Here is a 13,262-nt window from a genome sequence, read left to right as displayed (position 1 = left end):
TCTATCTCACTGTATTTCATCAGGCCATTCATCGGCCGTCTGGGAGAACCTTGTCTGTATGATTCGCACGCTGCCCGCTCTATTTGCCCTGTTGTTCGCCGCGCCCTTGATGGCCGCGCCTGCCGGGCAACAGACCCTGTTCAATTTCGTCCGGCCTGCCGATGTGGTCAAGGTGGCGACCCAGGACGCCAGCCTGCCGCAATACAACGCCGAACAAACCCCTGAAGGCGAGGTGTTGCGCCGCATCACCTTCAACCCGGCCGCCGAACCGAGCCTGGTGCTCAGCCCGCAGAGCGGCGTCTGGGACTGGTCGCAGTCCGGCGCCATGAGCCTGCGCATCCAGAGTGCGATGGACTGGGCGCTGACCCTATACGTCAAAGTGCAGAGCGCGGACGGCAAGATCTTGCGCAGCCGCATCGACCTGCCGGCGGGTCCGGCGCAGACCTTGCTGATCCCGTTGCAAGCCAACTCACCGTTGAGCCAGGGCATGAAGGCTGGCCCGCCGATGCCGATCACCGTGGACGGCCAACGCGTGTTGCTCGGCGGCAGTTTTGGCGAAGTCGACCGCAGCCAGGTGGTTTCGGTGACCTTGTCGATGCTCAAGCCCAGCGCGGCCCAGAGCATCCTGTTGGAGCGCTTTGGCGTGCAGGACAGCGAGCCGGTGATCAAGGCTGCCTACAGCGAGCTGGTGGATGCGTATGGTCAGTCCACCCGTGCGCGCTGGCCGGAGAAGGTTGGCAGCGACGAACAACTCAAGGCCGCTGCCGCCAGGGAACAGCAACAGCTCCAGGGCTGGCTGGCCTCGCGGGATAAATCCGCACTGGACCCGTACGGCGGCTGGAACAAAGGCCCGGCGTTCGAGGCCAGCGGTTTTTTCCGCACCGAGAAGCGCGATGGCCGCTGGTATCTGGTGACGCCGCAAGGCCATCCGTTCTACTCGTTGGGCGTCAATACCGTGGCCCCGGACAACAGCCAGACCTACGTATCCGGCCGTGAATGGATGTTCGCGGCGTTACCCAAGGCCGGCGAGCCGTTGGATAACTACTACGGCAGCGGCGATAACCGCACCGGCAATGGGGCCGGCGAAGGACGCAGCTATGGTGCCGGGCGCTGGTACGACTTCTACCGCGCCAACCTGCAACGAACCTATGGCGGTGAGGGGTTCGACCACAAGCGTTGGGTCAGCCACACCCTCGATCGCCTGCAAGCCTGGGGTTTCAACACTGTGGGCAACTGGAGTGACGAAGCGCTGGCCCGCGCCGACCGCGTGCCGTACACCTTGCCGCTATCAATTGTCGGCGACTACGCCAGCATCAGCACCGGCACCGATTGGTGGGGCGGCATGCCCGACCCGTTTGATCCGCGCTTCGCCATGGCCACCGAACGCGCCGTGGCCATTGCCGCCCGCGATCACCGTGATGACCCATGGTTGATCGGCTTTTTCGCCGACAATGAATTGGCCTGGGCCGGTCCTGGCGATGATCCGAAGTCCCGTTACGCCCTGGCCTACGGCACTTTGCGCATGACCACCGATGTGCCGGCCAAACGCGCGTTCCTCAAGCAATTGCGCGACAAGTATCGTAACGAGGACGGCCTGTCGAAAGCCTGGGGCGTTCATGTGGCGGGTTGGGAGTTGATGGAAGACCCGGGTTTCGAAGCACCGATGCCGAATGCCGAGCACCCGGAAATCGAGGCCGACTTCAAGTATTTCCAGAAGACCTTCGCCGACGCCTACTTCAAGACCATCTCCGATGCGCTGAAATGGCACGCGCCGAACCAGTTGCTACTGGGCGGCCGCTACGCGGTGAGCACTCCGGAAGCGGTGGCGTCGTGCGCCCAGTATTGCGATGTGCTGAGTTTCAACATGTACACCCTCAAACCCCAGGACGGTTATGACTTCGCGGCTCTGCGCGCGTTGGACAAACCCGTGCTGATCACCGAATTCAACTTCGGCTCGGCGGACCGTGGGCCGTTCTGGGGCGGCGTGACCCAATTGGCCAGGGAGGAAGATCGCGGCGCGGCGTACGCCAACTTCCTCAAACAGGCCATGGCCGAGCCGTCGATTATTGGCGTGCACTGGTTCCAGTACCTGGATCAGCCGGTGACCGGGCGTCTGCTGGACGCTGAAAACGGCCACTTCGGGCTGGTCGGCATCACCGATGTGCCGTTCCAGGGCTTTGTCGAAAGCGTGCGCAAGAGCAACCTGGCGGCCGTCGAGCAGTTGGGCAAGGAGGCGGAAAAAGCCAAGGCGGCCAGCGCGGCGCATGAGCATGCAAGCGGTCGTTCGAGCGCTGACGGCAAAGGCGCCGGACATGCCGGCGGGCATGCTGGAAATGGTCATTGATTCAGCGTTGACGGGTTCCCAAATCCTGGAATGACTGGAACAATGTCGGCCACTTTTTACGGCGTTTTCCGAGGGGGCTTAGGTGCAGATTCAGGGTCATTACGAGCTCCAGTTCGAAGCGGTACGTGAAGCGTTCGCCGCGTTGTTCGATGACCCCCAGGAGCGTGGCGCCGGGCTGTGCATCCAGGTCGGCGGCGAAACCGTCGTCGACCTGTGGGCCGGCACCGCCGACAAGGACGGTGCCGAGGCATGGCACAGCGACACCATCGTCAACCTGTTCTCCTGCACCAAGACCTTCACCGCCGTCACTGCCCTGCAATTGGTGGCCGAGGGCAAGCTGAAGCTGGATGCGCCCGTGGCCGACTACTGGCCGGAATTTGCGGCGGCGGGCAAAGAAGCCATCACCTTGCGGCAGTTGCTCTGCCATCAGGCCGGGTTGCCTGCGATCCGCGAGATGCTACCCACCGAGGCGCTGTACGACTGGCAATTGATGGTCGACACCCTGGCGGCCGAGGCCCCGTGGTGGACACCGGGCCAAGGGCATGGCTACGAGGCGATCACCTATGGCTGGCTGGTCGGCGAGCTGTTGCGGCGTGCCGACGGGCGCGGGCCAGGGGAGTCCATCTTGGCGCGGGTTGCACGGCCACTGGGCTTGGACTTCCACGTAGGCCTGGCGGATGAAGAGTTTTATCGTGTTGCGCATATAGCGCGCAGCAAAGGCAATATGGGCGATGCCGCCGCGCAACGGTTACTGCAAGTAATGATGCGTGAACCGACTGCAATGACTACGCGGGCATTTGCCAATCCTCCGTCTATTCTGACCAGCACTAATAAACCTGAATGGCGACGCATGCAGCAGCCGGCGGCAAATGGTCACGGTAATGCGCGCAGCCTGGCGGGTTTTTATAGCGGTTTGTTGGACGGTAGTTTGCTCGAAAGCGACATGCTTGAAGAGTTGACCCGTGAACACAGTATCGGGCCGGATAAAACATTATTGACACAAACCCGTTTCGGCCTGGGCTGCATGTTGGATCAACCGCAACTGCCGAATGCCACCTTCGGCCTTGGCCCGCGTGCGTTCGGGCATCCTGGCGCGGGTGGTTCGGTGGGCTTCGCCGATCCGGAGCATGATGTAGCGTTTGGTTTCGTGACTAATACATTGGGGCCCTATGTACTTATGGACCCACGTGCACAGAAGTTGGTCGGAATATTGGCCGGTTGTCTGTAAACCCCTTGCTGTTTCACGTTTTTTTGTTACAAAGGCAACTATAAGAAGACGCTGACGGAAAGTATGTAACTTTATTCTTATCCTGGCGTCTGTTTAACGGGTCCTCGAGACCCCTGGTTTTTTCTCATTTTGTGGATACCTCATGTTATCGAACAAGTCCTTGGCACTCGCGCTTTGCCTCACTATTACCGGCTGTGCACAAACTCCACAAAATGATGCCGACGGTGGGCATTGGTGGTCATTTGGATCGGATAAGACGGCTGCCAAGGACGCAGTGACCAAGGTCGACGCCAAGCCGGATGCCAAGCCGGACGCCAAGGCTGCCGCCGACGCCAAGGCCGCTGACTTGAAAGCCGACCTCAAGGCTGCTAACCCTGCACCTGCCGCCGCGCCAGCTGTCGCCAAGGCAGAGAGCGAAACCCATTGGTGGTGGCCGTTCGAAAGCAAGCCAAAGCCCCTGGCCAAGGTCGACGTGACCAATATCCCAATGCCTGACCCGAAAATCACCCAGGCCTGGTTGGACGACTATGAGCCGCGCCTGCGTGCTGCGATCAAGGACAGCAACCTGCAACTGGAACGTCGTGACAACGTACTGGTCGTGATCGCCCCGGTGGATGGTTCCTACAACCCGAAACGTCCGTCGATGTTGCTGCCGGTCACCCTGGGCCCGTTCACCCGCGTCGCCAAGGCTGTTGAAGCCGATCCAAAGACCGCCGTACTGGTCCTGGGCCACGTCGACGCCACCGGCACTGCACCGGCGAGCCAGGCGTTGAGCAAGGAACGTGCACAGTCGATCGCATCGATCTTCAGCCTCAGCGGCCTGAAGCAGGACCGCCTGATGCTGCGCGGCATGGGTGACCTGATGCCACGTGCCGCCAACGACAGCACCCAGGGCCGTGCGCTGAACCGTCGCATGGAAATTATGTTCACTCAGCGTACAACTATGTTGGCCTTGCTGAGCAAGTACAACTCGGGCAAGACCCCGCCAGTGGCTGAGATGGTTGCGGTGCAGGACGTTCCAGCACCTGCTCCGGCCGCCAAGACCCCGGCGAAAAAGGCGCCTGCCGCGAAGAAAGCCGCTGCTAAGCCCGCCGCCAAGAAAGCCCCGGCCAAGCCTGCTGCCAAGAAAGCGGCTCCGGCCAAAGCCAAGGCGGCTGCACCGGCTAACGACCAGGCGAAAAACTGATCTGTTGAAAGAAGGATAAAGCCGCATGACCCAGGCACTGGCCGATATGCGCCGTGACTACACACGGGATGGTTTGAGCGAGGCCCAGGCCCCGAGCGAGCCGTTTGCGTTGTTCCACCAGTGGTTCGGCGACGCGGTGAAAACCGAGCAGCCGCCGGTGGAAGCCAATGCCATGACCCTGGCCACGGTTGACAGCGATGGTCGCCCGCACTGTCGCATCCTGCTGCTCAAGGGCCTGGATGCACAGGGCTTTACCTTCTTCACCAACTATCAGAGCGCCAAGGGTGAACAGCTCGCGGCGCGGCCGTTTGCGGCGATGACCTTCTTCTGGCCGACTCTGGAGCGCCAGGTGCGGATCGAGGGGCGGGTGGTCAAGGTCACGCCTGAGGAGTCGGACGCTTATTATCAGGTCCGCCCATTGGGCAGCCGCTTGGGCGCGTGGGCGTCGCCGCAGAGCAAGGTCATTCGTGACCGTGAAGAACTGCAGGACTTGCTCAAGGCCACCGAGCAGCGTTTCAGCGATACCCAGCCCGACTGCCCCGAGCACTGGGGCGGTTATCGCCTGCTGCCCGAGCGCATCGAGTTCTGGCAGGGCCGCGCCAGCCGCCTGCACGACCGCCTGAACTATCGCCTGCAAGGGACCGACTGGACCCGCGAGCGCCTGGCGCCCTGAGCGTCACCTTTCGTCACCTCACCTGAATATTGTCCGTTGCGCCGAAGTCTGTATTGCACAGACTTCGGCTGCTTCCGGCTGTGTGACTACAATGTTGAAACAGTCGTGACATCTATTGGCACAAGAGCTGGGCTACCGTTTGTCGAGTTTTCTGGTACTGGCAGTCTGTACTCAGGCTGAATGAAAGCAATTTTTTGCGGTGCGGGCCGTGACAGGCGCGAGGCTGCCGCGTTTAATGACCACCTGTCCTTTGGAGTTGATGCTATGCGTAAGTCCGTTTTACTAGTTGCCTGCTTCACCACCCTGTCACTTCTGCTGGGTGGCTGTGCTTCGAGTCTGACCGGCGACTCGTACTCCCGTGACGAAGCGCGTCGTGTACAGAGCGTTCGCATGGGCACCATCGAATCCCTGCGCCCAGTGAAAATCGAAGGCACCAAGACCCCAATCGGCGGCGCTGCCGGCGCAGTCATCGGCGGCGTTGGCGGCAGCGCCATCGGCGGCGGCCGTGGCAGTATCGTGACCGCGGTGATCGGCGCAGTTGCCGGCGGCCTGCTGGGCTCGGCCACCGAAGAAGGCCTGACCCGCACCCAGGGCGTGGAAATCACCGTCCGCGAAGACGACGGCAGCATGCGCGCCTACGTGCAGGCCGTGCAGGAGAATGAAATCTTCCGCATTGGCGACCGCGTGCGCATCATGACCGTTGATGGGACTAGCCGGGTTACTCGCTAAGTATTAGTCGCAGAAACGAAAAACCCCCAATCGGGTGACCGGTTGGGGGTTTTTGTTGCAAGCCCAGTTAGTGGCTGGGCTTGCGGCTTCAAAGATGCATCGACCTGCATCCAAAGGCCCACGTGTTCCGGTAAGTGTGCTGGAGGTAAGGCCCAACTTACGGAGGGCCGAGTATGTCCAAGTTTGCACCACGTACGTGGAACCTCGTAGTGAACTGCCTGCGCGCTTATCACGTCTGGACGTTCCTGCGGGACAGCTTTGATGACCTTTAAGGTCTGAGAGGTGGAGCCGTCTTGGTTCAGGCCAAGGCGGCTTTTTGGTGGGGGTCAGGTGAACATTTCTATGTCGTCCATTGCGCTTCCAATGACTCCCCTCAATGCGGGGCATTTGCGCCCTGCTTGAATTAGGGCCGGACCCACCTTCTCCATATCCAGTGTTCCGAAGCGACGCGCGATGTGGCCAATGGCGACAATTGCAGCGGATGCAATCTCATCGTTGTCGCTATCCATATGTTGCAAGCAAACGTTTTGCGCCCAAGTGCCATTCATTTCGTTAAGGCCGACTGAAATCAGTGCTGTGGTGACTTTGCTGACGTCTCCAGTTGCTAGATCGTGCACGGCTTCATCATGGGTCAAGTCGGGGTCGTGGTAGCGCATATTCATTTACCGGCTCCTAAAAGTTTTCCTTTGCGGTTGGTTTTCCCAGCTCTTATCAATGCGTTTTTCATGTGCTGATTAAGTGCTCCCCATGGTCGTACATGTCCGTGAAAAGTGCCTTCTGTTGAGAAATCAATAACCACAAACTCCTTTGTGTGTGGGTCAATACCTATTCGTCGAGGCTCTGAAGGTTTGACTAATACAGAGTCGTTCAAGGCATCCAAGCCATTGGTTGGTTTTTTACTTTTAACCGAATTCCCTTTTTTACTGTGATAAGGCGCGTCCTCGTACTTCCAACTGACGACGATATACAGCGGTCTAACACCCGAATCCGCCGGGAACACCAGGATGAAATCTTTGTAGTCCGGCGGATATATCGGGTCGACGATAATGTTGGCGGCCTTCTCGTTGGCCGGGTACACCCATATATGCGGTGTCGAAGGCGCGGCTTGCAACGCCGGGATGCCGAGGGTGTCACCGGGATTCGCGGCAGGCGTCCAGATCAGTTCAATCCCGTCACCCAGGTCGGCGATGTACTGCATCTCTCGCAACTGAAACTGCACCACATCGACCATTTCCCAGTCGCGATTTTTGCCTGTGTAGAACGCGTATCCCTTGAGCGTGCCGTCCTCCCGTTGCTCGACATGCAAGCGAACCCGCGTGCGTGCTCTCGCCATGGAGCGCAGTTGCTCTTCGGTGTAGAGCGCGCTGTCGCCAAGACTGGAGGGCCAGATCAGCCCCACCAGGCCCGTCAGGAAGGTAGCCCCGACAGTGCCTGCCCCGGCTGCGGCGGCTGAGCCTGTAACAGTGCCGGCCAGCGCCAGCATTCCAAGCCCTGCTGGCAGAGCACTGCCGCTGATTTTCTTGAGCGGTAGCACACCAGACTCGTCGGTCTCGCGACCACCCAGCAACGCGTACTCGCCATAGTCCTCAAGGCGATCAAGCGGTACATAACCGGTGGGGTCGTGATAGTCGATGATGCTGTCCGGCAGGTTGCAGGACTTGGTAAAAACGCAGCCTATCAAGGGCGTTGGGGCGGGGTGCGGATCAGCCTGGCGGCTGTTTTCGTAGGCTTCCTGGCGGGCGAGCAGGGTTTGGTGGTCTTTTTGCCGCGCTGCACGGGCCGCCAATTCGGCCTCGTTCATGGGCTCAAGCATGCGATAACCGCCGGTGCCGGTTCCGTAGGACCGCCAGACTTGGAATGTATCCTTGGTATTTGCCATCGTGCCCTCCTGGCGTGCTGCATAACGAGGGCCGACGTTATGGCAAGCCGAGCAGGGGCGATGTAGGTCTTATCTGAGGAGGGAAGGGGAACAGGAGGGAAATGTGGCGAGGGAGCAAGCTCCCTCGCCACAGTCATTGCATTCGTTATGCTTTCTTGCGACTCGCCATTGCCGTTACTGCATAGCCAATGCACGCAGCCAGAATCGACCCGGTCAGAATCCCCATTCGGTCTTCCCCGGCAAACTCACTGGCACCCGGCACAAACGCCAGGGAACCGACAAACAGGCTCATGGTAAAGCCGATGCCGCACAGGATCGCCACACCAAACACCTGGCCCCAGTTGGCGCCGCTGGGCAGTGCGGCGAGGCCGGTCTTGATGGCCAGCCAGGTCAGGCCGAACACGCCGACGGTCTTGCCGATCAGCAGGCCGGCGGCAATGCCCAGCGGTACGTGGTGGGTGAAGCTTTCCAGGCTGACGCCGGCCAGGGACACACCGGCGTTGGCGAACGCAAACAGCGGCAGGATGCCGTAGGCCACCCAAGGGTGCAGGGCGTGTTCCAGGGTCATCAATGGCGAAGGCTCGGCATTCTTGGTGCGCATCGGGATGCAGAAGGCCAATGTCACGCCGGCCAGGGTGGCATGCACACCACTTTTCAGCACGCAGACCCACAGGATCAACCCGATGATCAGGTACGGGCCAAGCTTGATCACACCGAGGCGATTCATCGCGATCAATGCAATCAGGCAAGCGCCCGCGCCCGCCAGTGCGGCGCCCGACAGGTCGGCGGAATAGAACACCGCAATCACGATGATTGCGCCCAGGTCGTCGATGATCGCCAGGGTCATCAGGAACAGCTTGAGCGACACCGGCACGCGTTTGCCCAACAGGGCCAATACGCCGAGGGCGAAGGCGATGTCGGTGGCCATGGGGATCGCCCAGCCCGACAGCGCGGCGGGGTAGTCCTTGTTGATCGCCCAGTAGATCAGCGCCGGTACGACCATGCCGCCAATCGCGGCTGCGCCGGGCAGCACCACCTGGGACGGCTTGGACAGATGGCCGTCAAGCAACTCACGCTTGACCTCCAGGCCGATCAGCAGGAAGAACAGCGCCATCAGGCCGTCGTTGATCCATAGCAGTGCAGGCTTGGCGATTTTCAGTGCGCCGATCTGTGCCACCACCGGCACATCGAGAAAGGCGTTGTAGAGGTGCGACAACGGCGAGTTGTTGATGATCAGCGCCAGTGCGGCAGCGGCGATCAACAGCAAGCCACTGGCGGCCTCCAGCTGGAAGAAACGGGTGAAAGTGCTACGCAGAGGCAAGGGATGCTCTCCAATCCAGGTTCAATAGGTGGCTACCCTAACCCGTACCGTTAGTTGTTAAAACAAAAGTTATATTCTTATTTGTTATAAGAGAGTGATTGGGAGGGCAGTGCGCCAAAGCTTAGCAATTGTGTGTCCAATTGAGTCGGTACTGTATCTGTGTGGAGTGTAGGAAACCTCCTAAGATTGGGCGTGAAATCCTTAGAGAACCTCCTCATGAGCGACCACCGTCCCTGGGCCCGCGAAGCCATTCGTATCATCGAAGCGGACTTCCAGCGCAGCGCCGACACACACCTGATCCCGTTGCCGCTGCCCGGCTTGCCGGGTGTCGAGTTGTACTTCAAGGACGAGTCCAGCCACCCCACCGGCAGCCTGAAGCATCGTCTGGCGCGTTCGCTGTTCCTGTATGCGCTGTGCAATGGCTGGTTGAAGCCGGGCGCACCGGTGATCGAGGCGTCCAGCGGTTCGACGGCGATATCGGAAGCCTACTTCGCCCGCCTGCTCGGCTTGCCGTTTATCGCGGTGATGCCGGCCACCACCTCCCAGGAAAAGATCGCGCAGATCGCCTTTTACGGTGGCAAGAGCCATCTGGTGAACGATCCGACGCAGATCTACGCCGAATCCGAACGGCTGGCGCAGGAAAGTGGTGGTCACTTCATGGACCAGTTCACCTACGCGGAACGGGCCACCGACTGGCGCGCGAACAACAACATCGCCGAGTCGATCTTCCAGCAGATGCGGTTTGAGCATTACCCAGAGCCGAGCTGGCTGATTTCCAGCCCCGGTACCGGCGGCACCACGGCAACCCTGGGGCGTTACGTGCGTTATCGCCAGCATTGCACCCGCGTGCTGTGTGCCGATGCGGAGCGCTCAGTGTTTTTTGATTACTACTTGAGCGGCGACGCCAGTTTGCGCCTGGACTGTGGTTCGCGCATCGAAGGCATTGGCCGGCCGCGGGTCGAGGCGTCGTTTCTGCCCAAGGTGATTGATGCGATGGTCAAGGTGCCAGATGCATTATCGCTGGCGGCCATGCATTACCTGGCCGCGCGCTTGGGGCGGCGGGTCGGCGGGTCCAGTGGGACTAACTTGATCGGCGCGTTGATGGCTGCGCTGCAGATGAAAGCAGCGGGGGAGTCGGGGTCGATCGTGGCGATCTTGTGTGACGGGGGAGAGCGGTATGCCACCACTTACTATGATCAGGCGTGGCTTAAAACGCAGGGCTACGAGCTACAGGATTTGATTGCCGCCGTGGCGGCGACTGTCGAACAGGGCGAGCCGCTGCCGGCCAGCGTCTTGCGCGCCAATATCTGACTCAACACAAAAACCAATGTGGGAGCGGGCTTGCTCGCGAATGCGGTGTGTCAGTCACACACTGTTCAACTGATCCACCGCTTTCGCGAGCAAGCCCGCTCCCACACAAGCCCGCTCACATTCAATAAATAAGCGAGTTGTCAGGCTTCGAGGCCCAACATATCCCGCGCCAACGCTTCGGCGATCCGAATCCCGTCCACACCCGCCGACAGAATCCCACCGGCATAACCCGCGCCTTCACCGGCCGGGAACAGGCCCTTGACGTTCAAGCTCTGCATCGACTCATTACGGGTGATCCGCAACGGCGACGACGTGCGCGTCTCGATCCCGGTCAGCACGGCATCGTGCAGCGAGTAGCCCTTGATCTGCTTCTCGAACGCCGGCAGTGCTTCGCGGATCGCTTCGATGGCGAAGTCCGGCAGGGCCAGGGCCAGGTCACCCAGGGCTACCCCCGGCTTGTAGGACGGTTCCACGCTACCGATAGCCGTGGATGGCTTGCCCGCGATGAAATCGCCCACCAGCTGCGCCGGGGCCTCATAGTTGCTGCCGCCGAGGATGTAGGCGTGGGACTCCAGACGCTCCTGCAACTCGATACCCGCCAGCGGTCCACCCGGGTAATCCACCTCAGGCGTAATGCCGACCACGATGCCAGAGTTGGCATTACGCTCGTTACGCGAATATTGGCTCATGCCGTTGGTTACTACGCGGCCCGGCTCGGAGGTGGCAGCGACCACCGTACCGCCCGGGCACATGCAGAAGCTGTAGACCGAGCGGCCGTTCTTGGCGTGGTGCACCAGTTTGTAGTCCGCAGCGCCGAGTTTTGGATGGCCAGCGTATTTGCCCAGGCGCGCCGCGTCGATCAGCGACTGCGGGTGTTCGATACGGAAACCCACCGAGAACGGCTTGGCCTCCATGTACACGCCACGGCCGTGAAGCATGCGGAAGGTGTCGCGGGCGCTATGGCCGAGGGCCAGGATCACGTGCTTGGAGAGGATCTGCTCGCCGCCGTCGACAACTACGCCATTCAACTGGCCGTCTTCAATCAGCACGTCAGTGACGCGTTGCTCGAAACGCACTTCACCGCCGAGGGCGATGATCTGCTCGCGCATGTTTTCCACCACGCCGGTCAGGCGGAATGTACCGATGTGCGGCTTGCTGACGTAAAGGATCTCTTCCGGCGCACCGGCCTTGACGAATTCGTGCAGGACTTTACGCCCGTGGAATTTCGGGTCCTTGATCTGGCTGTACAGCTTGCCGTCGGAAAAGGTCCCGGCGCCGCCTTCGCCGAACTGCACGTTGGACTCGGGGTTCAGCACATTCTTACGCCACAGGCCCCAGGTGTCCTTGGTGCGCTGGCGCACTTCGCGACCGCGCTCAAGAATGATCGGCTTGAAGCCCATTTGTGCCAGCAGCAGCCCGGCGAAGATGCCGCACGGGCCAAAGCCGACCACGATCGGGCGTTCCGTCAGGCCTTCAGGCGCCTGGCCGACCACTTTGTAGCTGACATCCGGCGCCTGGTTGACGTTGCGGTCATCGGCGAACTTGAGCAGCAGGGCGGCTTCGCCTTTGACGTCCAGGTCGATGGTGTAGATGAAGCACAGCTCCGATGACTTCTTGCGCGCATCGTAGCTGCGTTTGAACAGGGTGAAATCGAGCAGGTCATCACTGGCGATGCCCAGGCGCTGCACGATGGCAGGGCGCAGGTCTTCTTCGGGATGGTCGATGGGCAGCTTGAGTTCGGTGATTCGTAGCATGACGGGATCCGGTAGGCGGCGGGCAAAGAGGCCGGCTGTTTTGCAAACCGGCGATTATAAGCCCCAATGGACGTTTTCCGTCATGTTAAAACAGCCCAGGGCGGCGTCAGTCGTCGCGCGAGCCGCCAAACGCCGCGCAACCGCGTTGCACCTGGCCGTTGACGCGCAATTCGGCGGTCATGTGTTGCAGGCTGCCGCTGACGCTGTCCACGCAACGTTGCGGGGCTACCCACAGTTCGACGTGCTGGTTGTTGGCTTCGGTCATCAGGTTGAAACGGCCATCGCCGATCTGTTCTTCCACATACGGCACCGCCAGTGGCGGCTGGCCTTCGCGCTCCAGCACCATGCCCTTGGCCGTGACATTCATCGCCCAGGCCGGCTTGTGGCCGTTGGCGCGCAGGATCATGCGCTTGAAGTCCGGGTCGTTGCAGGCCGAGGTCGAACGCTCCACGCGGTAGAGCTGTTGCAGGTCGACGCTGCCCTGGGTGCCGCTGGCCACGCCGGAGAACTTGCCACGCAGGTCGGCGAACAAGGTGCCTTGCTGGCCGGCCAGGGAGGCGGCTTCCTGCAGGACGCTGGTGCCGCCGGTGTCGTTGACCACGTAGTTGCGTTGGTCGTTGCACGGCTGGAACAGCAGCTTGCCGTTGACCGCCGTGAGTTCGCCCTGCATGCGGGTCAGGCCGGCAGTCGACGGCTTGGCCGGCTCGCTTTCGAACATCTGGCAGGCGGCGAACAGGGGGAGCAGGGCAAACAGGGCAAGGGTACGAGCGGCACGCATAGAGGGTCTCCAGACAAGTGCCGCCACGTTACGCAGGCTGGCGCCGCATCACAAGCCCG

Annotated in this window: 11 protein-coding genes; 6 read left to right on the top strand and 5 right to left on the bottom strand. The window is 60.9% G+C overall.

Annotation, left to right across the window (positions count from 1 at the left end; genetic code table 11):
• Positions 1-58 precede the first annotated feature (58 nt).
• The 5 genes from IB241_RS16345 (at position 59) to IB241_RS16325 (ending at position 6,160) form a co-directional block, all read left to right on the top strand.
• Complete coding sequence (locus IB241_RS16345) at positions 59-2,344, top strand: beta-galactosidase (protein ID WP_192299315.1); 2,286 nt, start codon at positions 59-61, stop codon at positions 2,342-2,344.
• An 82-nt stretch (positions 2,345-2,426) separates the two neighbouring features.
• Entirely contained in the window at positions 2,427-3,572 is a 1,146-nt protein-coding gene (locus IB241_RS16340; protein WP_192299314.1) for a serine hydrolase domain-containing protein, read from the top strand.
• Between the two features lie 142 nt (positions 3,573-3,714).
• Positions 3,715-4,758, top strand: a complete 1,044-nt coding sequence (locus tag IB241_RS16335) for an OmpA family protein (RefSeq protein ID WP_192299313.1) — start codon at positions 3,715-3,717, stop codon at positions 4,756-4,758.
• Positions 4,759-4,783: 25 nt separating this feature from the next.
• Complete coding sequence (gene pdxH, locus IB241_RS16330; RefSeq protein WP_192299312.1) at positions 4,784-5,431, top strand: pyridoxamine 5'-phosphate oxidase; 648 nt, start codon at positions 4,784-4,786, stop codon at positions 5,429-5,431.
• A gap of 264 nt (positions 5,432-5,695) precedes the next feature.
• A complete protein-coding gene (locus IB241_RS16325) occupies positions 5,696-6,160 on the top strand; it encodes a glycine zipper 2TM domain-containing protein (RefSeq protein ID WP_026136695.1) in 465 nt (154 codons plus the stop codon).
• A gap of 326 nt (positions 6,161-6,486) precedes the next feature.
• On the opposite strand, the gene IB241_RS16320 is transcribed toward IB241_RS16325, so the two are convergent.
• From IB241_RS16320 to nhaA, 3 genes are all read right to left on the bottom strand, one after another.
• Positions 6,487-6,822: a hypothetical protein gene (locus IB241_RS16320; RefSeq protein WP_192299311.1), complete on the bottom strand. Its 336-nt coding sequence runs from the start codon at positions 6,820-6,822 to the stop codon at positions 6,487-6,489.
• Entirely contained in the window at positions 6,819-8,039 is a 1,221-nt protein-coding gene (locus tag IB241_RS16315; RefSeq protein ID WP_192299310.1) for an S-type pyocin domain-containing protein, read from the bottom strand. The genes IB241_RS16320 and IB241_RS16315 overlap by 4 nt, the downstream gene beginning before the upstream one ends.
• 145 nt (positions 8,040-8,184) lie before the next feature.
• Positions 8,185-9,360 (bottom strand): Na+/H+ antiporter NhaA, encoded by a 1,176-nt coding sequence (gene nhaA / locus IB241_RS16310; protein ID WP_192299309.1) that lies wholly within the window; start codon positions 9,358-9,360, stop codon positions 8,185-8,187.
• A gap of 216 nt (positions 9,361-9,576) precedes the next feature.
• On the opposite strand from nhaA, the gene IB241_RS16305 reads away from it, so the two are divergent.
• Positions 9,577-10,671, top strand: a complete 1,095-nt coding sequence (locus tag IB241_RS16305) for a PLP-dependent cysteine synthase family protein (protein WP_192299308.1) — start codon at positions 9,577-9,579, stop codon at positions 10,669-10,671.
• Between the two features lie 140 nt (positions 10,672-10,811).
• On the opposite strand, the gene IB241_RS16300 is transcribed toward IB241_RS16305, so the two are convergent.
• Complete coding sequence (locus IB241_RS16300) at positions 10,812-12,425, bottom strand: NAD(P)/FAD-dependent oxidoreductase (RefSeq protein ID WP_192299307.1); 1,614 nt, start codon at positions 12,423-12,425, stop codon at positions 10,812-10,814.
• Between the two features lie 106 nt (positions 12,426-12,531).
• The gene (locus IB241_RS16295; RefSeq protein ID WP_192299306.1) at positions 12,532-13,203 is read right to left on the bottom strand and encodes a COG3650 family protein; all 672 of its coding nucleotides are present in this window, start codon (positions 13,201-13,203) and stop codon (positions 12,532-12,534) included.
• Positions 13,204-13,262 lie beyond the last annotated feature (59 nt).

Source organism: Pseudomonas sp. PDM05 (assembly GCF_014851685.1).
Lineage (GTDB): Bacteria > Pseudomonadota > Gammaproteobacteria > Pseudomonadales > Pseudomonadaceae > Aquipseudomonas.
Note: the sequence above shows the minus strand (reverse complement) of the source record. Positions and strands in the feature narration are given on the sequence as shown.